Genomic DNA, 20,300 nt, shown 5'->3' with positions numbered 1-20,300 from the left:
AATTACGACATGAAATTACAGCACATAAAACACATATTCTTCGATTTAGATCATACCCTTTGGGATTTTGATAGAAACTCAGCATTGACTTTCAAGAAAATTTTTGATTTACATGGCGTTGCCATTGATCATGATGAATTTATAAATCAGTATGCGCCAATCAATCTCAGCTATTGGAAACTCTATAGAGATGAGAAGATTGATAAAGAGAATTTAAGATATAAGCGGCTTAAAGATACGTTTGACGCAGTAGGCGTAGAGGTTTCTACTGAATTGATCAATACCTTATCTGAAGATTATATTACGCATCTCAGCACATTTAATCATCTTTTTGAGGGTACTGTGGAGCTCTTGGAAGATTTGAGTAAGCGCTATCAATTGCATATCATCACCAATGGTTTTGATGAGGCGCAACAAAAAAAGATGGACGGTGCAAAAATCTCAAATTATTTTAAGACAATCACCAACGCTGAACTGGCAGGTGTTAAAAAACCAAACCCTATTATCTTTAATTACGCTTTAGACTTAGCAAAAGCTAAACCTGAAGAGAGTATGATGATTGGAGATAACTATGAGGCCGATATTTTAGGGGCCTTAGATGTCGGCTTAGATGTTATTTTGTTTAATTATCATAAAGTCAATCCTAAAGAAGGTATTAAAAAGGTAGATACTTTAGCCGACTTGAAACGTTACCTCTAAGCAGATCATCATCTAAAATCAAGAAGAATTTTTAAATTTCAATCCATACCTTTACAGGATTAATGAACTCATAGCATGAAAAAAGTAAGCATCACCATTGTCTTTGTTTTAAGTTGCTGTTTTGCAACTATGGCGCAAGAAGCCATAAACAATTACAAATACATTATCATCCCCACTAAATTTGATTTTTTGAAATCTAAAGATCAATATCAAATCAACTCTTTAGCAAAGTTTCTATTTAATAAGTACGGTTATACTGCGTTTATGAGCGATGAGGATTATCCGGCTGATTTAAATGCAAATCGTTGTTTAGCACTTACTGCAAATGTAGATGAAGTAAAAGGTGGCTTTTTAAAAACAAAAATGCAAATCAAGCTATTGGATTGCAATGATCATATTATTGCTGAATCAGAGGTAGGTGAAACCCGAATCAAGGAATACGAAAAAGCATATAACGTCGGATTGAGAGAGGCTTTTAAAACCTTTCAATATTTTGACTACGAGTATCAACCCGATGGCACTATCGTAGATAATGAAATTTCAGTCGCCAATAATGAGCCCAAGAAAGTTTCTGATCCTAAAAACACCAATGCCCAGCAGGAAATTGAACGCTTAAAACAAGAGGTGGAGACTTTAAAAAAATCTCAAGAGAATGCCGTTGAAAAAGTGGCTGTAGCAAAGGAAACTATAGCAGAATCAAAATCTGCTGATCAGGTCAAGCTAAGCGCTGTTAAAGACGAAGACGTGAGTTTTAAAGGTGCTCTATATGCACAGCCTATGGAAAATGGTTTTCAAGTGGTAGATACAGAACCAAAAAAAGTGATGTTTTTATTAAAAACAAGTTTAACAGATGTTTTTAAAGTTGAAGGAAAGGACGCCTTAGTTTATAAAAAAGATGGCAACTGGATCTACGAGACACCAAATGGAGGCACACCAAAGCAAGAAATGATCAACTTAAAGTTTTAATTCAATTTGTTCGGTTAAAGGCAGATCTGAAGTCCTTCATTACGTTCGACAAAGAAAATTAGTAGCCATATTTATCTTTCCAACGGGATTTTAAAAAATCGCGCTGAGCATTTTCTCTACTATTATTACCTGGTTCGTAAAGCTTGGTACTTTTAATTTCGTCGGGTAAAAACTCGTGGGGCACAAAATTATTTTCATAACTATGTGCATAGCGGTAATTGTCACCATAGCCTAATTCTTTCATTAATTTGGTAGGCGCATTTCTTAGTGATAGTGGTACCGATAAATTTCCTGTAGATTTTACCAATTGCTGCGCTCTTCCGATAGCTTCATAAGCAGCGTTGCTTTTAGGAGATGTGGCTAAATAGGTTACACATTGGCTCAAGATGATGCGTGATTCTGGATTGCCTATAACGGCTACCGCTTGAAAGGTATTGTTGGCGATAACTAAAGCTGTAGGATTGGCATTGCCAATGTCTTCACTTGCCAAAATCAATAGTCTTCTGGCAATAAATTTCACGTCTTCTCCGCCCTCAATCATTCGTGCTAACCAATAGACAGCTGCATTAGGATCGCTGCCTCTAATAGACTTAATAAAGGCAGAAATGATATCATAATGCTGTTCGCCTGTTTTATCATAGCGTATGGTGTTGCCTTGAATGCGTTTTTCAACCGCTTCATTGGTAATTATAATCGATTGCTCTTTGGGAAAAGAGGAAACAATCAGTTCAAAGAGGTTGAGTAGCTTTCTGCCATCGCCACCAGAAAACCGAATTAAGGCTTCTGTTTCTTTTAATTCAATGTCGAGCTCTGCAAGTATTTTATCTTCTTTAATAGCACGATCCAGAAGTGCGTTTAAGTCTTTTTTATCAAAAGAGTTTAGGGTGTAGACTTGGCAACGGGAGAGTAGGGCAGGGATAACCTCAAAACTTGGGTTTTCGGTAGTAGCCCCTATTAGAGTGACCCAACCTTTTTCTACAGCTTGTAATAAAGAATCCTGTTGCGATTTACTGAATCGATGAATCTCGTCAATAAACAAAATGGGGTTTTTGGTGGTAAATAAGCCGCCGCTCTGTTTCGCTTTGTCAATAACATCTCTAATATCCTTTACACCAGAGTTGATGGCACTCAAGGTGTAAAAGGGTCGCTTGGAGGTATTGGCAATAATTGTGGCCAAGGTTGTTTTTCCGGTTCCTGGCGGTCCCCAAAAAATCATAGAGCCAATAACACCTTGGTCTAACTGCTGTCTTAAAATGCCTTTTTCACCAATGAGATGGCTCTGGCTTAAATACTCATCAAGGGTTGTGGGGCGTAAACGTTCTGCTAAAGGTGTGCTCATTGCGCAAAATTACAAAAAAGGCATGTGACAATATTTCATATCTTACTAAAGTGGTGAGTTATTTGTTATCATGATTGTAAATTTAGAGCATGCAAGAATCGCAACATTTTAGATATTCCACAAGCGTCATTGCTTACCCTGTATGCTTTGTTTTGACACTATGGTTAGTGTTTTGGGCACAAGTTCGGTTTTTGCCATCCATTAAGCATTTTGGTGTTTATCCGCAGAAGCTCGAGGGTTTGATTGGTATTTTTACAAGCCCATTTATACATTCAGATATCGAGCATCTGTACCATAATAGTATTCCTTTATTTATTTTGTCGGTAGCTTTATTCTATTTCTACCGAAAAATTGCTTGGAAAATTTTACTGTACGGTATTTTACTTTCTGGTCTTATCACTTGGATCATTGGAAGACCTGCCAATCATATTGGGGCTAGTGGATTGGTTTATGTATTGGTGAGCTTTATGTTTTTTAAGGGCGTGTTTGCAAAGCATTACCGTTTAGTGGCCTTATCACTAATGATTATTTTTCTCTACGGAAGTCTAATATGGTATGCCTTTCCCGTAAAGGAGGGCATGTCTTGGGAAGGCCATTTGGGCGGACTTATCTCTGGGTTGGTGTTCGCCATTATATTCAGAAAGTCCATCGCAAAGCCAGAACGTTATGTTTGGCAAGAACCCACTTACAATGAGGAGAACGATCCTTTTTTAAGACATTTTGATAAAGACGGCAATTTCATTGAAAATTTAGAAGCCGAAACCGAGGAAGACTCCAGCTCCACAGATGATAATTTACACATTAATTATACCTTTAAAGAAAACAAAGATTAGCGACGCTGTCTTACCGCTTCATACAAAAATGCACCGCAGGCTACAGAGACATTTAAAGATTCAATCTCACCAAGAATAGGTAATTTTGCTTTCTCATCGACTACACTTAATACCGAAGGGTTGATACCTTTGCCTTCAGAGCCCATGATGATAGCGCAAGGCTCTTTAAAAGAGACATCGTAGAGCATATCGTCTGACTTTTCTGTAGCAGCTATTACTTTTATGCCAGAAGCTTGCATATGGAATACCGCGTCCTTAATATGGTCTACCTTACAAATCGGTATTTTAAAAATGGCGCCAGCACTTGTTTTGATGGTATCACCATTAACTGGAGCACCACCTTTCTTTTGTATAATAATTCCTGAAACTCCCGTGCATTCTGCTGTACGAATAATAGCGCCAAAGTTGCGCACATCACTCAATTGATCTAACAATAGAAATAAAGGCGTTTTACCAGATTCTATAACAGACATGACGAGTTCGTCTAAATCGTAAAAAGCAATAGGTGCGATTTGAGCAACCACACCCTGATGGTTTTTCTTTGTGAGCCTGTTTAGCTTTTCAATAGGAACGTGGGATGTGTTAAGACGTTCTTTCTTTAGTAGTTGCTCCAGTTCAGAGAATAGTTCTCCTTTAAGCCCTTTTTGCAAGAAGATTTTGTCTATGTTTTCGCCAGATTTAATGGCTTCAATAACGGCTCTAATTCCGAAAATGGTGGTTTCTTTTTCCATGAGGTAAAGGTAGATAAAAATTGTTTTTCAGGTCAACCCAAGTTATTTAGATTTCAGAATAAAGCCGTTAAACTTAAATGGATCTTCGAGTCAGAGAGCCGAAAGGTTTGATTTTCTGTTTTACCGCTGGTATAATTGAATTTAAACAGGCCTGCTTGAGTCAATAACCCAAATCCAAAGCCAAAACCGAAGAGTTTTCCGCGCTGATCCGTGTTTATATTCTCAAAATAAGCAGCGTCAATAACAGAGTGGACATAGATGGAGTTGTTAAGTTTGTATCTATATTCCGTGTTGAGAACACCATAAAGGTTCGCCAAAAGGCTGTTTTCTTCAAAACCACGAATGGAATTGATCCCTCCAAATCTGGGCAATTCGTTTTCTAAATAGCTGTTTGAAGATAAATACTGTGCCGTGAGTCTTGTAAAAATACTATTGCGCGGATTTAGGTTGAATATTTTAAAGCTTTCCACTTGAAATTGTATTTGATCGTCTTCAATGTCCTCAAAAGTTCTTTTGCCAAATCCCGCGGTCATATCAAATAGAAAATTGATTGGAAACAACACATTTTTATTTTGGCGCTTGAGGTATTGAAAATTCCCAAAATAGCTCTTAGACTCATAATCGTTAATATTGAATGTGGAAACATCGAGCAGCTCTGTAGAAATTTCAGAGTCAATTCCCACCCCAACCATACTTCTAGAATTGATTTGGTAGTTGAGTTTGGCCAGTTGTGACACATTAAGGAAAGTAGAGTCTTTTTTGAAGATGTTTAAGTTCACCTCCACACCTAGAGGCGTTCCAAATAAAAAGGGCATCTTGAGATTTCCGTCAAAAGTCACTTGATCATTTTCATCACTTTTATATAGTAAACGAAGCGATTCTCCATAATTGAGATTGTTAGTAAGGTTTAAATCAAGGTATCCATCAAACTCAATCTTATTAGTAGTTTCATTAGTTCCAAAACCTAAAAACCCGTCAAAGGTGTTGCTCCTGTTTTTCTCGATGTATACATATAATAAGGTTGAATCTTTTGAAAAGAGCACTTCGGGTTGCCTAATCACATTTGCAAATTGTAGGTTGTCGAGGTCTTCAGTTTTTTCCCTAATTTTTTTTAGGTTGAACGCTTGACCGGTCTTAATTTTTAAATAATGCTTCAAATAGGACTTTGGGAATTTCTCGTAGCCCTTGATTATGATTTTATCAATAGTCCGTTTTTCTGTTTGAGAAATGGTCAAATAGGCATTAAGCGTAAAATCTTCGTTTTTGGTAATGTTGGTGAGTTGGAGTTTTGAAAAAGGATCTCCCATGTTTGCCATTTCAGAATTAATGGTGTTCAGACTTTTTTCAAGTGTACTTATTGGGATTGAGAAGTGATCTGTTTCTATTCTGGCGCCAATCCGTTTTAAGATTTCCGAAGGCACCATCTCCTTGTTATAGATATCTACTGTATGGAATTTTTGTTTCAGTTGGTATTCAGCTAAAAACGTGCTGTCATTTTGTTTTTCTACGGAAATGAGACGACTTTCAATATATCCAATTCCTGTAAGTTGGTCGCCCATGTTCGAAACTTCAGACTTTAAGGATTGATAATCACTAAAGGAGTTGGTGTAGCCTAAGGAATCAATGGTCTTGGTTTCTAATTGTGATGCACCATGTATTATGAGTTTCAAGTCTTGAGAGTAGCCACTTTGATGACTAAACCAAAAAATGATGAACGTTAATATGATAATAGGCTGCTTGGTCATTAATAAAAAAAGATTCTTCAATATTAACGCAAATTAGGAACTTAAAATATGCTGTTTTAAAAATATTTCACTCAAGTGCATAAAATTAATTGAGTTACGTTTGAAAAATAGATATTTATTTCTACCTTTGCAGCCCTCTAAAGCGAGGGTTAAATAAAATTTATATAGAAATATATGCCAACAATTTCACAATTAGTACGAAAAGGAAGAGCCAAAATAACCAAGAAGAGTAAATCGGCTGCTTTAGATTCGTGTCCTCAAAGACGTGGTGTGTGTACTCGTGTTTATACAACGACACCTAAAAAACCTAACTCAGCAATGAGAAAGGTGGCAAGGGTTCGTTTAACAAACGGAAAAGAAGTAAACGCATACATCGGTGGAGAGGGTCACAACCTACAAGAGCACTCGATAGTATTGGTTAGAGGTGGAAGGGTAAAAGATTTGCCAGGAGTTAGATATCACATTGTTCGTGGTGCCTTAGATACCGCAGGTGTCGCAGGTAGAACGCAACGTAGATCTAAATATGGTGCAAAACGCCCTAAGAAGTAATTTAAGCAATAAGCTAATAGCCAAAAGCTAACGGCAAAAATTAAACAGAAGACATGAGAAAAAGAGCAGCAAAAAAGAGACCGCTTTTGCCGGATCCACGTTTTAACGATCAGTTGGTGACACGTTTTGTGAACATGATGATGTGGGATGGTAAGAAGTCTGTCGCTTTTAAAGTATTCTATGATGCAATTGATATTGTAGATTCAAAAAACACTGACGAAGAAAAAACAGCTTTAGAGATCTGGAAAGATGCTTTATCAAATGTGATGCCTCACGTAGAAGTACGTAGTCGTCGTGTTGGTGGTGCAACGTTCCAAATTCCAATGCAGATTCGTCCAGACCGTAAGGTATCAACCGCTATGAAATGGTTGATTAGTTATTCAAGAAAAAGAAATGAAAAATCTATGCCTCAAAAATTAGCAGCTGAAATTATTGCAGCAGCTAAAGAAGAAGGCGCAGCTGTTAAAAAGCGTATGGATACGCATAAAATGGCAGAAGCAAATAAAGCATTCTCACACTTTAGATTTTAATTGAAATGGCACAAAGAGATTTAAAATACACAAGAAATATAGGGATTGCTGCGCATATTGACGCAGGGAAAACAACCACTACAGAGCGTATTTTGTTCTACACTGGAGTGTCTCACAAAATTGGTGAGGTTCACGATGGTGCAGCAACAATGGACTGGATGGAGCAAGAGCAAGAAAGAGGTATTACAATTACTTCTGCTGCAACAACTTGTACTTGGAAGTTTCCTATGGAAAATGCCGAGCCATTACCAGAAACAAAAGATTACCATTTCAATATTATTGATACTCCTGGTCACGTAGATTTTACTGTAGAGGTAAATCGTTCATTACGTGTACTAGATGGTTTAGTATTCTTGTTTAGTGCAGTTGATGGTGTTGAGCCACAATCTGAAACGAACTGGAGACTTGCCGATAATTATAAAGTACCAAGAATTGGTTTTGTAAATAAAATGGACCGTCAAGGGTCTAACTTTTTGGCAGTTTGTCAACAAGTTAAAGATATGTTGAAGTCTAACGCGGTGCCAATTGTATTGAACATTGGCGACGAAGTTGATTTTAAAGGTATTATTGACTTAGTTAAGAACAGAGCAATCGTTTGGCATGATGATACTCAAGGGGCAACTTTTGATGTTATTGAAATTCCAGAGGAATTGAAAGCCGAAGCTAAAAAATATAGAGCTTTATTAATTGAAGAGGTAGCTGGATACGATGAAAATCTTCTTGAGAAATTCATGGAAGATGAAGACTCTATTACAGAAGAAGAAGTACACGCTGCACTAAGAGCGGCAGTTATGGATATGGCTATCATACCTATGATTTGTGGTTCTGCCTTTAAAAATAAAGGGGTACAGTTTTTATTAGATGCTGTTTGTAGATATTTACCAGCACCTACTGATAAAGAAGGTATTATTGGGATTAACCCAGATACAGATAAAGAAGAGTTGCGTAAGCCTCACGTTGATGAGCCGTTTGCAGCATTAGCATTTAAAATTGCAACAGATCCTTTCGTAGGTCGTTTGGCATTTTTTAGAGCATATTCTGGTAGACTAGATGCAGGTTCTTATATTTTGAACAACCGTTCAGGTAAAAAAGAGCGTATTTCTCGTATCTATCAAATGCACTCTAACAAGCAAAACGCTATTGATTTTATCGAAGCGGGAGATATTGGAGCAGCTGTAGGATTTAAAGACATCAAGACTGGTGATACCATGAGTGATGAGAAACATCCTATTGTATTGGAGTCTATGGACTTTCCTGATCCAGTAATTGGTATTGCAGTAGAGCCTAAAACTAAGGCAGATGTAGATAAATTGGGTATGGCGTTGTCTAAATTGGCAGAAGAAGATCCAACGTTTACAGCAAGAACAGATGAAGCTTCTGGCCAGACTATTATTTCTGGAATGGGTGAGCTTCACTTAGATATTATTGTTGACCGTTTACGTAGAGAATTTAAGGTAGAGGTTAACCAAGGACAGCCACAAGTAGAGTATAAAGAATCTATCACAAGAGCTGCAGATCATAGAGAAGTTTATAAGAAACAATCTGGTGGTCGTGGTAAGTTTGCTGATATCGTATTTAGATTAGAGCCTGCAGAAGAAGGTAAATTGGGATTAGAGTTTGTTTCTGAAATTAAAGGTGGAAACGTACCTAAAGAATTTATCCCTTCTATTGAGAAAGGTTTCAAAATGGCAATGGTCAATGGTCCTTTAGCAGGATATGAAGTAGATGCAATGAAGGTAACTTTATTGGATGGTTCTTATCACGATGTGGATTCAGATCAATTATCTTTTGAGTTGGCTGCGAAGCTTGGATTTAAGAATTCAGCTAAAGCTGCTAAAGCAGTAATTATGGAACCAATCATGAAACTTGAGGTTATTACACCTGAAGAAAACATGGGTGATATTGTTGGTGACTTAAACAGAAGGAGAGGTCAAGTGAGTCACATGGGTGATAGAGCTGGAGCAAAAACTGTAAAAGCAACTGTGCCTTTATCTGAAATGTTCGGTTATGTAACTACATTAAGAACATTGTCTTCAGGACGTGCAACATCTACAATGGAATTTTCACACTATGCTGAAACTCCATCAAATATTTCAGAAGAAGTTATCAAAGCAGCAAAAGGCGTAGAAGCTTAAAACTAAAAGAATATGAGTCAGAAAATAAGAATAAAATTAAAGTCTTACGATTATAATTTAGTTGACAAGTCTGCTGATAAAATCGTGAAAACAGTAAAAAGTACTGGTGCTGTAGTAACAGGTCCAATCCCGTTGCCAACACATAAAAAGATCTTTACGGTCTTGCGTTCTCCGCACGTTAATAAGAAGTCTAGAGAGCAATTTCAATTAAGCTCATATAAGAGGTTACTTGATATCTACTCTTCATCTTCTAAAACTATTGACGCGTTGATGAAGCTTGAATTGCCAAGTGGCGTTGAAGTAGAAATTAAGGTCTAATTAGATTGACTGCCGAGCGTAGTTAAAGTACATGTCCCACCGATGCGGTCGCGGGAAAAACGGTAAAAATACATTCAGGGTTGAAGTATTTTGGCCCTGAATTTTTTTGAATAAGTAATTAATAACAATGGATTGAAAGTTGAAGGTTTCAGTAGTTGAAACCAGAGAGTGGAGATCGTAAATCAATAATCAATATGTCTGGGTTAATAGGAAAAAAAATCGGTATGACCAGCATCTTCGATGAAAATGGAAAAAACATTCCATGTACAGTAATCGAAGCTGGACCATGTATCGTTACCCAAGTCAGAACCGAAGAGGTCGACGGGTACAAAGCCCTTCAACTTGGTTTCGATGACAAGACAGAAAAAAGTGCTACTAAAGCTGAACTTGGCCACGCCAAAAAAGCTGGTACTTCTGTTAAGAGAAAAGTCGTTGAGTTCCAAGGATTTGAAGGAGATTACAAACTAGGAGATGCTATCACAGTAGATCACTTTATTGAAGGTGAGTTTGTTGATATTGCTGGTACTTCTAAAGGTAAAGGTTTCCAAGGTGTTGTAAAACGTCATGGATTTGGTGGAGTTGGTCAAGCAACGCATGGTCAGCACAACCGTTTAAGAGCTCCAGGTTCTATTGGTGCGGCTTCATATCCTGCAAGAGTATTTAAGGGAATGAAAATGGCCGGTCAAATGGGAGACGTGAGAGTGAATGTTGAAAATTTAAGAGTCTACAAAGTAGTTCCAGAAAAGAACTTAATTGTGGTTAAAGGTTGTGTTCCAGGACATAAAAACTCTTATGTAATTATTCAGAAATAATGAAAATAGCAGTTTTAGATATCAACGGAAAAGACACAGGTAGACAAGCAGAGCTTTCTAACGATGTGTTCGCTATTGAACCTAACAATCATGCGGTTTATTTAGATGTGAAGCAGTACTTGGCAAATCAACGTCAAGGAACTCACAAGTCTAAGGAAAGAGCAGAGATCTCTGGTAGTACGCGTAAGATCAAGAAACAGAAAGGTACAGGTACGGCGAGAGCAGGTAGTATCAAGTCTGGTGTATTTAAAGGTGGTGGTCGTATGTTTGGACCAAGACCAAGAAATTACAGCTTCAAATTGAATAAGAATTTAAAGCGCTTGGCACGTAAATCTGCTTTGAGTATGAAAGCAAATGAAAATTCTGTGGTGATTTTGGAAGACATCAATTTTGATGCGCCAAAGACCAAAAATTTCACTGCGCTTTTGAAAGCACTTGATATTCAAGATAAAAAATCTTTATTTGTGTTGGGAGCGTCAAATAATAATGTATATTTGTCATCACGCAATTTTAAGGGGTCTGAAGTCATAATGAATTCAGAACTAAGCACTTATAAAATTTTAAATGCAAACAAAATTGTCCTTTTAGAGGGTTCTTTAGAAGGAATAGAATCGAATTTAAGTAAATAGAAACCATGAGTATCTTAATTAAACCTATAATTACCGAGAAAGCTACAGCAAACAGTGAATTAAATAACTGTTTCACGTTTCAGGTAAATACGAAGGCGAACAAGGTGGAAATCAAAAAAGCTGTTGAGGCAGCTTATGGTGTTTCTGTTGAAAAGGTTCGCACAATGAATGTCCGTCCAGATCGTAGTACCCGTTTTACAAAAACAGGTGTGCAACATGGTAAAACAAATGCTGTTAAAAAGGCAATTGTACAACTGGCGGAAGGTGATACTATTGATTTATATAGTTAAAAATTTAGACTAAGACAATGTCAGTAAGAAAATTAAAACCAATCACATCAGCTCAGCGTTTTAGAGTAGTAAATGGATTTGACGCCATCACTACTGATAAGCCGGAGAAGAGCTTGCTCGTTCCGAATAAAAGATCTGGTGGTAGAAACAGTCAAGGAAAAATGACCATACGCCAATTAGGTGGAGGTCATAAAAGAAGGTACCGTATTATTGATTTCAAGAGAGATAAATCTGGGATTCCTGGAGAAGTGAGCTCTATACAATACGATCCAAACAGAACAGCGTTCATTGCTTTATTGAATTATCAAGATGGTGAGAAGCGTTACATTATTGCGCAAAATGGTTTACAAGTTGGGCAGAATGTAGTTTCTGGTAGAGAAGGTATAGCTCCTGAAATAGGAAATGCAATGCCTTTAAGTCAAATTCCTTTTGGAACAATCATTTCCTGTATAGAATTACGTCCAGGTCAAGGTGCTGTAATGGCAAGAAGCGCAGGAGCATTTGCTCAGTTAATGGCTAGAGATGGTAAGTTTGCTTCGGTAAAACTTCCTTCTGGCGAGACACGCTTGATCCTTGCAGAATGTATGGCTACAGTAGGTGTGGTTTCAAATTCAGATCATCAATTAACGGTTTCTGGTAAAGCAGGACGTTCTAGATGGTTAGGAAGAAGACCAAGAGTTAGACCAGTAGTGATGAACCCAGTCGATCACCCAATGGGTGGTGGTGAAGGTAAATCTTCTGGAGGACACCCAAGATCAAGAAATGGCATTCCAGCTAAAGGTTATAGAACACGTTCTAAGACTAAAGCTAGTAACAAATATATCGTAGAACGTAGAAAGAAATAATTGAAATCATATGGCACGTTCATTAAAAAAAGGACCTTACATCCATTATAAATTAGATAAGAAAGTTGCAGAGAATGTAGCTTCAAACAAAAAGACGGTAATCAAAACGTGGTCTAGAGCCTCTATGATTTCACCAGAATTTGTTGGACAAACGATTGCAGTTCACAACGGTCGTCAGTTTGTACCGGTTTATGTAACTGAAAACATGGTAGGTCACAAGTTAGGAGAATTTTCACCAACGCGTTCTTTTAGAGGCCACGCTGGTGCAAAAAATAAAGGAAAAAAATAGTAAGCTATGGGAAGTCGTAAAAAACAAATGGCAGACGCTATTAAGGAAGACAGAAAGAAAATTGCTTTTGCAAAGTTGAATAACTGTCCTACCTCACCAAGAAAAATGCGTTTAGTCGCAGATTTGGTACGTGGGAAAGAAGCAGAGACAGCACTTCAGATCTTAAGATTTAGTTCTAAAGAAGCATCTCGTCGTCTAGAAAAGTTATTGTTATCTGCAATTGCTAACTGGCAAGCTAAAAATGAAGATGCAACTATTGAAGATGCAGCTTTATTTGTACAAGAGATCAGAGTTGATGGTGGTTCAATGTTAAAAAGATTGCGCCCAGCACCTCAAGGTCGTGCACACAGAATTAGAAAACGTTCAAATCACGTAACCGTCGTGATTGGAGCTAAAAATAACACTCAAGCTTAAGTAGAGATATGGGACAAAAGACAAATCCAATCGGAAATCGTTTAGGAATTATCAGAGGATGGGAATCCAACTGGTACGGTGGAAATGATTATGGAGATAAATTGGCCGAGGATGATAAAATCAGAAAGTATATCCATGCTCGTTTATTTAAAGCAAGTGTATCAAGGGTAATTATTGAGCGTACGCTTAAACTTGTAACCGTTACTATCACTACTGCTAGACCTGGTATTATTATCGGTAAAGGTGGCCAAGAGGTAGACAAGTTAAAAGAAGAGCTTAAGAAAATTACTGGTAAAGAGGTTCAATTGAACATCTTTGAAATCAAGAGACCTGAGCTTGACGCATTTTTAGTTGCATCTAGTGTAGCGCGTCAAATTGAAAACCGTATCTCTTATAGAAGAGCGATTAAAATGGCAATCGCAGCAGCTATAAGAATGAATGCAGAGGGAATCAAGATTCAAATCAGTGGTCGTTTAAATGGTGCTGAAATGGCACGTAACGAGCACTACAAAGAAGGCCGTATTCCATTATCTACTTTTAGAGCTGATATCGATTATGCATTGGTAGAAGCACATACAACCTATGGTAGATTAGGTATAAAGGTATGGATCATGAAAGGTGAAGTATACGGTAAAAGAGAACTTTCTCCATTGGTAGGCTTGTCTAAGAAACAAGGTGGAAAACCAGCAGGAGGACGCGGTGGAAACAACAAGTCACGCCGTAGAAAGTAATTTTTAAAGACAAAAAAAATGTTACAACCAAAAAGAACAAAATTTCGTAAGGTCCAGAAAGGACGTATGAAAGGAAATACCGGAAGAGGGCACATGTTGTCTTATGGTATGTTTGGTATAAAATCACTAGACTCAAACTTTTTGACATCACGTCAAATTGAAGCCGCTCGTATCGCCGCAACGCGATTCATGAAAAGAGAAGGTCAACTTTGGATCAAAGTGTTTCCAGACAAGCCAATTACCAAGAAGCCTCTAGAGGTACGTATGGGTAAAGGTAAAGGTGCAGTAGAATATTGGGTAGCTGTTGTTAAGCCAGGTAGAATCATCTTTGAAGTTGGTGGTGTGCCTATTGAAGTTGCAAAAGAAGCACTTCGTTTGGCGGCTCAGAAATTACCAGTAAAAACTAAGTTTTTAATAGCTCGAGATTACGAAGCTTAATATTAATAATTATGAAGCAAGCAGAAATTAAAAAGCTATCTGTGTCTGAATTGCAGGAACAACTTGCCGACACTAAAAAGAGTTACGCAGACCTAAAAATGGCACATGCCGTATCCCCTTTGGATAATCCAATTCAATTACGAAACGTTAGACGTTCAGTAGCAAGAATTGCGACAGAATTAACTAAAAGAGAAATACAATAATTGTATTCTGGCTGAAAGATGGAAAAAAGAAACTTAAGAAAAGAGCGAATAGGAGTTGTTACCAGTAACAAAATGATGAAATCCATTGTGGTTTCTGAAACTAAAAAGGTAAAACATCCTATGTACGGAAAGTTCGTTTTGAAGACAAAGAAATATGTTGCTCATGACGAAACAAACGATTGTAACATTGGTGATATGGTAAAGATCATGGAAACACGACCTTTAAGTAAATCCAAGTGTTGGAGATTAGTAGAAATCATAGAAAGAGCTAAGTAATTATGTTACAACAAGAATCAAGGCTAAAAGTTGCCGATAACACAGGAGCTAAAGAAGTATTGACCATTCGTGTTTTGGGTGGTACTAAAAAGCGTTACGCTTCTATAGGAGATAAAATTGTAGTGTCGGTAAAAGATGCTACACCTAATGGAAACATCAAAAAGGGAGCAGTATCAACAGCAGTTGTTGTACGTACCAAGAAAGAAGTGAGAAGACCAGATGGTTCTTACATCAGATTTGATGACAATGCATGTGTTCTTTTAAATCCAACAGGAGAGATGAGAGGCACACGTGTTTTTGGACCAGTGGCTAGAGAACTTCGTGATAAGCAATTCATGAAAATTGTATCATTGGCACCAGAGGTGCTTTAATGACTAATAAAATGACAAAGTATAAAATTAAATCAGGAGATACTGTACAAGTTATTGCTGGAGATCATAAAGGATCTGAAGGTAAAGTTGTAAAGGTACTTACAGATAAGAACAGAGCCATCGTAGAGGGTGTTAATATGGTAAAAAAACATACCAAACCTAGCGCACAAAATCCTCAAGGTGGTATTGTTGAGAAAGAAGCATCAATCCACGTATCTAATTTATCGTTGTTAACCGCTAAAGGTGAAACAACAAGAGTTGGTTATAGAATGGAGGATGACAAGAAAGTAAGATTTTCTAAGAAATCAAATGAAGTAATATAGTTATGGCTTATATTCCAAGATTAAAACAAGAGTACAAGGACAAAGTTGTTTCTGCTCTTACAGAAGAATTCGGATATAAAAACGTCATGGAAGTTCCTAAACTCAAAAAGATTGTTTTATCTAGAGGAGTTGGAGCTGCTGTTGCCGATAAAAAACTTGTTGATCATGCGGTTGATGAATTAACTGCAATTACTGGTCAAAAAGCTGTGGCAACTATATCTAAGAAAGATGTAGCAACCTTTAAATTACGTAAAGGTATGCCAATTGGTGCAAGAGTTACCTTAAGAGGAGAACGCATGTACGAATTTTTAGATCGTTTAGTTACAACTGCATTGCCTAATGTAAGAGACTTTAGCGGAATCAAAGCCACTGGTTTTGACGGTAGAGGAAATTACAACTTAGGTATTACAGAGCAAATTATTTTCCCAGAAATGAATATTGATAAAATCAATAGAATTAGCGGGATGGACATTAGCTTTGTAACTTCTGCGGCGACTGACAAAGAAGCAAAATCGTTATTAACTGAAATGGGTTTACCATTTCAAAAGAACTAAGATATGGCTAAAGAATCAATGAAAGCCCGCGAGGTGAAGAGAGCGAAAACTGTTGCTAAATATGCTGAAAAGCGCAAGGCTTTAAAAGAAGCTGGTGACTATGAAGCATTACAAAAGCTACCAAAAAACGCCTCTCCAGTTCGTCAACACAATAGATGTAAATTAACTGGAAGACCAAAAGGTTACATGAGAACCTTTGGACTTTCTAGAGTTATGTTTCGTCAAATGGCAAATCAAGGATTAATACCAGGTGTTAAAAAAGCATCTTGGTAAATTGCGGTTAAACGCATCCCAAAAGTGCAGATCGTTGCACTTCAAAAACGTATAAATTGGTTGAAGGTTTGTTCTCGACGGTTCGAGATCGAAAACCACATCCGCAAATTAATATAAATGTATACAGATCCAATTGCTGATTTCTTAACAAGAATCAGAAATGCAGTGAAGGCCAACCATAGGGTTGTAGAAATTCCTGCATCTAATTTAAAAAAGGAAATGACTAAGATATTGTTCGATCAGGGCTATATCCTAAGTTATAAATTTGATGACTCAACGGCTCAAGGCACCATCAAAATTGCCTTAAAGTATAACAAAGAGACCAAAGAGTCTGTTATCAAGAAAATCCAGAGAATCAGTAAACCAGGTTTACGTAAGTATGCTAGTGCTAACGAGATGCCAAGAATACTAAATGGTCTTGGAATAGCTATCGTTTCTACATCACATGGCGTGATTACAGGAAAGCAAGCACAGAGAGATAATGTTGGTGGCGAAGTACTTTGTTACGTTTACTAATTTTAAAGCAGGAAGAACATGTCAAGAATAGGAAACAATCCAGTAGCGATCCCAGAGGGCGTTACAGTAGATGTAAAAGATAATACGGTCACGGTTAAAGGAAAGTTAGGAGAATTAACTCAAAACTTCGATACCGTTAAGATCAAAGTAGAGGATGGCAGCATTTGGGTCACTCGATCAGCAGACACTAAAGAGCAAAAGGCTAAGCATGGTCTTTATAGATCTTTGATGGATAACATGATTGAAGGTGTATCTAATGGTTGGACAAAGAAATTAGAGTTGGTTGGTGTAGGTTATAGAGCCTCAAACCAAGGACAAAAATTGGATTTGGCTTTAGGATTCTCTCATAATATTGTTTTGGACATTGCTCCAGAAGTCAATATCGAGACCATTACTGAAAAAGGTAAAAACCCAATAGTGAAGTTAACTTCTCACGATAAACAATTAGTAGGACAGGTAGCTGCCAAGATACGTGGTTTTAGAAGACCAGAACCTTACAAAGGAAAAGGGATCAAGTTTGTTGGTGAAATATTAAGAAGAAAAGCAGGTAAATCAGCTTAAAAAATTAGTCATGGCATTAACAAAGAACGAAAAAAGATTAAGAATAAAAAGCAGAATCCGCAAGGTTGTCTCTGGAACAGAGGCAAGACCACGCTTAGCTGTATATAGAAGTAATAAAGAAATTTATGCTCAAATTGTAGATGACGTTACTGGTAAAACATTAGCATCAGCATCTTCAAGAGATAAAGACATTGCTTCAGAGAAAGGAACCAAATCAGAAATAGCTACCCTAGTCGGTAAGACTGTTGCTGAGAGAGCTTCAAAAGCTGGTGTTGATACAATTTCTTTTGATAGAGGAGGGTACCAATACCACGGTAGAGTAAAATCATTAGCTGAAGGCGCAAGAGAAGGCGGACTTAAATTCTAAGACATTATGTATCAAAAATATAAAAACGCAGAATTAGTAAAACCAAGTGGTATCGATCTTAAAGATCGTCTAGTTGGTGTACAAAGAGTTACAAAAGTGACTAAAGGTGGTCGTGCTTTCGGTTTCTCAGCTATTGTAGTTGTAGGAGATGAAGCAGGAGTAGTTGGTCATGGTTTAGGTAAATCTAAAGACGTAGCAACCGCAATTTCGAAGGCCGTAGAAGATGCTAAGAAAAATTTGGTAAGAATTCCTATTATTAAAGGTACATTGCCACACGAGCAAAAAGGTAAATTTGGAGGAGCTAGAGTAAATATCATCCCAGCCGCAGCAGGTACAGGAGTTATTGCTGGTGGTGCTGTAAGAACGGTTCTTGAAGCAGTAGGAGTACATGATGTACTTTCTAAGTCTCAAGGTTCTTCAAACCCACACAACGTTGTTAAAGCTACTTTCGATGCATTGTTACAATTAAGAAGTGCAGAATCTGTTGCTAAAGATAGAGGAATCACTTTAGAAAAAGTATTTAAAGGTTAATAACGAGGACGATGGCAAAGAAAATCAAAGTAACAAAGGTAAAAAGCGCAATTAACCGTACTAAGACGCAAAAGCGTACTTTAGAGTCGCTTGGTCTAAGAAAAATAGGACAGGTTATTGAGCATGATGCTAGCCCAAGTATTATGGGTATGGTAAGTAAAGTTTCACATTTAGTTTCCGTAGAGGAATCAAAATAATAAGATACAATGGACTTAAGCAATTTAAAACCAGCAGAAGGTTCTGTCAAGAATCAAGGAAAACGAATAGGTCGTGGACAAGGTTCTGGTAAAGGTGGTACCGCAACACGTGGTCACAAAGGAGCCAAATCTCGTTCTGGTTATTCTAAGAAAGTAGGTTTTGAAGGTGGGCAGATGCCACTTCAAAGACGTGTTCCAAAATTTGGATTTACAAACATCAACAGAGTAGAATATCAAGGCGTAAATCTTGATACTCTTCAAGCTTTAGTTGATGAGGAAAAAGTAAAGGATACTGTAGATTTTCAAACGTTGTTAGACTTAGGTTTAGCAGGTAAGAATGAAATGGTTAAAATTCTTGGACGCGGTGAGCTAAAATCAAAATTGACAGTAACGGCTCATAAATTTACCGCTTCAGCAAAATCTGCAATTGAAGCTGCAGGAGGAGAAGCTGTAACTTTATAAGACACGAGTACTATGAAATTTATAGATACATTAAAAAATGTTTGGAAAATCACTGAATTAAAAGACAGGATCATGCTAACGCTTGGTCTTCTTTTAGTGTACCGTTTTGGTGCGCAAGTAGTTTTACCAGGTATTGACGCTAGTCAATTGGGAGGACTTGCAAGTGGAACCGGAGATGGTATTTTAGGAATTCTAAATATGTTTACTGGTGGTGCTTTTGCAAATGCTTCTGTATTTGCTTTGGGTATTATGCCATATATTTCTGCATCTATTGTGGTTCAGTTAATGGGAATAGCAATTCCTTATTTACAGAAACTACAAAAAGAAGGTGCTAGTGGGCAAAAGAAAATTACCCAAATCACACGTTGGTTGACCATTATTATCTGTTTGTTTCAAGCTCCAGGTTATTTGGCCAGCTTGCAACCAGCATTTGGTATCCCGTCTTCAGCATTTTTATTAGGTACAGGACCAACATTCTATATCTCTTCTGTAATTATTCTGGTAACAGGTACTATCTTTGCAATGTGGTTGGGTGAGAAAATCACTGATAAAGGTATAGGTAATGGTATTTCACTATTAATTATGGTGGGTATTATCGCAACTTTACCTCAGTCTTTCATTCAAAATGCAGCATCTCGTTTAGATGGTGGAGGTAATGGTGGTCTCATGATGATCTTGATAGAGCTAGTAGTTTGGTTTGTAATTATCATGGCGGCAATTATGTTGGTTATGGCCGTGCGTAAGATTGCAGTGCAATATGCGAGAAGAACAGCATCTGGTGGCTATGAAAAAAACGTATTTGGATCTAGACAGTTTCTTCCTTTAAAGTTGAATGCATCTGGTGTTATGCCAATTATCTTTGCACAAGCAATTATGTTCGTGCCAAGTTTGATCGGTAAATCCTTTGGTTCATCAAGTGAAGTAGGTCAATGGATGCAGGCGCAATTTTCTGACATATTTGGGTTATGGTATAACGTAGTATTCGCATTATTGATTATCATTTTCACGTATTTTTATACGGCGATCACTGTACCTACCAATAAAATGGCAGACGATTTAAAAAGGAGTGGTGGTTTTATTCCAGGCATTAGACCAGGAACAGAAACTTCAGAATATTTAGATAAAATAATGTCTCAAATTACATTGCCAGGTTCTATATTTTTGGCTTTGCTTGCTGTGTTCCCAGCGATCATTGTTAAGTTAATGAATGTGCAAGCAGGATGGGCATTATTCTTTGGTGGCACATCGCTACTAATTATGGTTGGAGTTGCAATAGACACCATGCAGCAAGTCAATTCATATTTGTTGAATAAGCATTATGACGGCTTGATGAAAACTGGTAAAAATAGAAAAGCAGTAGCTTAAAACTAGAA

The 20,300-nt window shown here is 37.4% G+C and carries 31 protein-coding genes; 28 read left to right on the top strand and 3 right to left on the bottom strand.

The genetic code is table 11. From position 1 onward, the window contains the following. Positions 1 to 9 precede the first annotated feature (9 nt). A complete protein-coding gene (locus P176_RS0105790; protein WP_026753814.1) occupies positions 10 to 699 on the top strand; it encodes a YjjG family noncanonical pyrimidine nucleotidase in 690 nt (229 codons plus the stop codon). A gap of 75 nt (positions 700 to 774) precedes the next feature. Then, a complete protein-coding gene (locus P176_RS0105785) occupies positions 775 to 1,665 on the top strand; it encodes a hypothetical protein (RefSeq protein ID WP_026753813.1) in 891 nt (296 codons plus the stop codon). A 58-nt stretch (positions 1,666 to 1,723) separates the two neighbouring features. On the opposite strand, the gene P176_RS0105780 is transcribed toward P176_RS0105785, so the two are convergent. Then, positions 1,724 to 3,004, bottom strand: coding sequence for a replication-associated recombination protein A (locus tag P176_RS0105780; protein WP_026753812.1), 1,281 nt, complete (start codon positions 3,002 to 3,004; stop codon positions 1,724 to 1,726). An 89-nt stretch (positions 3,005 to 3,093) separates the two neighbouring features. Between P176_RS0105780 and P176_RS0105775 the strand changes: the two genes are divergently transcribed. Continuing rightward, positions 3,094 to 3,837 (top strand): rhomboid family intramembrane serine protease, encoded by a 744-nt coding sequence (locus P176_RS0105775; protein ID WP_026753811.1) that lies wholly within the window; start codon positions 3,094 to 3,096, stop codon positions 3,835 to 3,837. Here the strand turns inward: P176_RS0105775 and rlmB are convergent. Next, positions 3,834 to 4,568 carry a 23S rRNA (guanosine(2251)-2'-O)-methyltransferase RlmB gene (rlmB, locus tag P176_RS0105770; protein WP_026753810.1) on the bottom strand — a complete coding sequence of 245 codons (735 nt, stop codon included), beginning with the start codon at positions 4,566 to 4,568 and terminating at the stop codon, positions 3,834 to 3,836. The genes P176_RS0105775 and rlmB overlap by 4 nt on opposite strands. A 53-nt stretch (positions 4,569 to 4,621) precedes the next feature. After that, complete coding sequence (locus P176_RS0105765; RefSeq protein ID WP_231481198.1) at positions 4,622 to 6,238, bottom strand: POTRA domain-containing protein; 1,617 nt, start codon at positions 6,236 to 6,238, stop codon at positions 4,622 to 4,624. Positions 6,239 to 6,487: 249 nt separating this feature from the next. Here P176_RS0105765 and rpsL point away from each other — a divergent pair, with 249 nt between their 5' ends. The 25 genes from rpsL to secY all read left to right on the top strand — a co-directional run bounded on the left by rpsL (position 6,488) and on the right by secY (position 20,292). Continuing rightward, a complete protein-coding gene (rpsL, locus tag P176_RS0105760) occupies positions 6,488 to 6,862 on the top strand; it encodes a 30S ribosomal protein S12 (RefSeq protein ID WP_010181934.1) in 375 nt (124 codons plus the stop codon). A gap of 53 nt (positions 6,863 to 6,915) precedes the next feature. Next, a complete protein-coding gene (gene rpsG / locus P176_RS0105755) occupies positions 6,916 to 7,392 on the top strand; it encodes a 30S ribosomal protein S7 (protein WP_026753808.1) in 477 nt (158 codons plus the stop codon). 5 nt (positions 7,393 to 7,397) lie between these two features. Further along, a complete protein-coding gene (gene fusA, locus P176_RS0105750; RefSeq protein ID WP_026753807.1) occupies positions 7,398 to 9,527 on the top strand; it encodes an elongation factor G in 2,130 nt (709 codons plus the stop codon). 12 nt (positions 9,528 to 9,539) lie between these two features. Next, positions 9,540 to 9,845 (top strand): 30S ribosomal protein S10, encoded by a 306-nt coding sequence (rpsJ, locus tag P176_RS0105745; protein WP_026753806.1) that lies wholly within the window; start codon positions 9,540 to 9,542, stop codon positions 9,843 to 9,845. A 194-nt stretch (positions 9,846 to 10,039) separates the two neighbouring features. Further along, entirely contained in the window at positions 10,040 to 10,657 is a 618-nt protein-coding gene (rplC, locus tag P176_RS0105740; RefSeq protein WP_026753805.1) for a 50S ribosomal protein L3, read from the top strand. Further along, positions 10,657 to 11,286: a 50S ribosomal protein L4 gene (rplD, locus tag P176_RS0105735; protein ID WP_026753804.1), complete on the top strand. Its 630-nt coding sequence runs from the start codon at positions 10,657 to 10,659 to the stop codon at positions 11,284 to 11,286. Before rplC ends, rplD begins: the two co-directional genes overlap by 1 nt. A 5-nt stretch (positions 11,287 to 11,291) precedes the next feature. Further along, positions 11,292 to 11,576, top strand: a complete 285-nt coding sequence (rplW, locus tag P176_RS0105730) for a 50S ribosomal protein L23 (RefSeq protein ID WP_026753803.1) — start codon at positions 11,292 to 11,294, stop codon at positions 11,574 to 11,576. Positions 11,577 to 11,593: 17 nt separating this feature from the next. Further along, positions 11,594 to 12,421, top strand: coding sequence for a 50S ribosomal protein L2 (gene rplB / locus P176_RS0105725; protein WP_026753802.1), 828 nt, complete (start codon positions 11,594 to 11,596; stop codon positions 12,419 to 12,421). Between the two features lie 10 nt (positions 12,422 to 12,431). Then, positions 12,432 to 12,710, top strand: coding sequence for a 30S ribosomal protein S19 (gene rpsS / locus P176_RS0105720; RefSeq protein ID WP_026753801.1), 279 nt, complete (start codon positions 12,432 to 12,434; stop codon positions 12,708 to 12,710). Positions 12,711 to 12,716: 6 nt separating this feature from the next. Next, complete coding sequence (gene rplV / locus P176_RS0105715; protein ID WP_026753800.1) at positions 12,717 to 13,124, top strand: 50S ribosomal protein L22; 408 nt, start codon at positions 12,717 to 12,719, stop codon at positions 13,122 to 13,124. A gap of 8 nt (positions 13,125 to 13,132) precedes the next feature. After that, positions 13,133 to 13,855: a 30S ribosomal protein S3 gene (gene rpsC, locus P176_RS0105710; RefSeq protein WP_026753799.1), complete on the top strand. Its 723-nt coding sequence runs from the start codon at positions 13,133 to 13,135 to the stop codon at positions 13,853 to 13,855. Between the two features lie 18 nt (positions 13,856 to 13,873). Continuing rightward, on the top strand, positions 13,874 to 14,293 hold the full coding sequence (rplP, locus tag P176_RS0105705; RefSeq protein WP_026753798.1) for a 50S ribosomal protein L16: 420 nt from the start codon (positions 13,874 to 13,876) through the stop codon (positions 14,291 to 14,293). Between the two features lie 11 nt (positions 14,294 to 14,304). After that, a complete protein-coding gene (gene rpmC, locus P176_RS0105700) occupies positions 14,305 to 14,496 on the top strand; it encodes a 50S ribosomal protein L29 (RefSeq protein WP_026753797.1) in 192 nt (63 codons plus the stop codon). Between the two features lie 18 nt (positions 14,497 to 14,514). Further along, positions 14,515 to 14,772 carry a 30S ribosomal protein S17 gene (gene rpsQ / locus P176_RS0105695; protein ID WP_026753796.1) on the top strand — a complete coding sequence of 86 codons (258 nt, stop codon included), beginning with the start codon at positions 14,515 to 14,517 and terminating at the stop codon, positions 14,770 to 14,772. A gap of 2 nt (positions 14,773 to 14,774) precedes the next feature. After that, the gene (rplN, locus tag P176_RS0105690; RefSeq protein WP_026753795.1) at positions 14,775 to 15,143 is read left to right on the top strand and encodes a 50S ribosomal protein L14; all 369 of its coding nucleotides are present in this window, start codon (positions 14,775 to 14,777) and stop codon (positions 15,141 to 15,143) included. A gap of 11 nt (positions 15,144 to 15,154) precedes the next feature. Next, positions 15,155 to 15,466 carry a 50S ribosomal protein L24 gene (rplX, locus tag P176_RS0105685; protein ID WP_026753794.1) on the top strand — a complete coding sequence of 104 codons (312 nt, stop codon included), beginning with the start codon at positions 15,155 to 15,157 and terminating at the stop codon, positions 15,464 to 15,466. Positions 15,467 to 15,468: 2 nt separating this feature from the next. After that, a complete protein-coding gene (gene rplE / locus P176_RS0105680; RefSeq protein WP_026753793.1) occupies positions 15,469 to 16,020 on the top strand; it encodes a 50S ribosomal protein L5 in 552 nt (183 codons plus the stop codon). A 3-nt stretch (positions 16,021 to 16,023) separates the two neighbouring features. Further along, entirely contained in the window at positions 16,024 to 16,293 is a 270-nt protein-coding gene (gene rpsN / locus P176_RS0105675; protein WP_026753792.1) for a 30S ribosomal protein S14, read from the top strand. Between the two features lie 117 nt (positions 16,294 to 16,410). Then, positions 16,411 to 16,809: a 30S ribosomal protein S8 gene (gene rpsH, locus P176_RS0105670; RefSeq protein ID WP_026753791.1), complete on the top strand. Its 399-nt coding sequence runs from the start codon at positions 16,411 to 16,413 to the stop codon at positions 16,807 to 16,809. An 18-nt stretch (positions 16,810 to 16,827) separates the two neighbouring features. Next, positions 16,828 to 17,370 (top strand): 50S ribosomal protein L6, encoded by a 543-nt coding sequence (gene rplF / locus P176_RS0105665; RefSeq protein WP_026753790.1) that lies wholly within the window; start codon positions 16,828 to 16,830, stop codon positions 17,368 to 17,370. A 10-nt stretch (positions 17,371 to 17,380) separates the two neighbouring features. Next, on the top strand, positions 17,381 to 17,737 hold the full coding sequence (gene rplR, locus P176_RS0105660) for a 50S ribosomal protein L18 (protein WP_026753789.1): 357 nt from the start codon (positions 17,381 to 17,383) through the stop codon (positions 17,735 to 17,737). Between the two features lie 6 nt (positions 17,738 to 17,743). Next, positions 17,744 to 18,268, top strand: a complete 525-nt coding sequence (gene rpsE, locus P176_RS0105655; protein WP_026753788.1) for a 30S ribosomal protein S5 — start codon at positions 17,744 to 17,746, stop codon at positions 18,266 to 18,268. 11 nt (positions 18,269 to 18,279) lie between these two features. Beyond that, positions 18,280 to 18,465, top strand: coding sequence for a 50S ribosomal protein L30 (gene rpmD / locus P176_RS0105650; protein ID WP_037348735.1), 186 nt, complete (start codon positions 18,280 to 18,282; stop codon positions 18,463 to 18,465). 9 nt (positions 18,466 to 18,474) lie between these two features. Continuing rightward, on the top strand, positions 18,475 to 18,927 hold the full coding sequence (gene rplO, locus P176_RS0105645) for a 50S ribosomal protein L15 (RefSeq protein WP_026753786.1): 453 nt from the start codon (positions 18,475 to 18,477) through the stop codon (positions 18,925 to 18,927). Positions 18,928 to 18,939: 12 nt separating this feature from the next. Further along, the gene (gene secY, locus P176_RS0105640) at positions 18,940 to 20,292 is read left to right on the top strand and encodes a preprotein translocase subunit SecY (RefSeq protein ID WP_026753785.1); all 1,353 of its coding nucleotides are present in this window, start codon (positions 18,940 to 18,942) and stop codon (positions 20,290 to 20,292) included. Positions 20,293 to 20,300 lie beyond the last annotated feature (8 nt).

The organism is Sediminibacter sp. Hel_I_10 (assembly GCF_000688335.1).
Classification (GTDB): domain Bacteria; phylum Bacteroidota; class Bacteroidia; order Flavobacteriales; family Flavobacteriaceae; genus Psychroserpens.
Note: the sequence above shows the minus strand (reverse complement) of the source record. Positions and strands in the feature narration are given on the sequence as shown.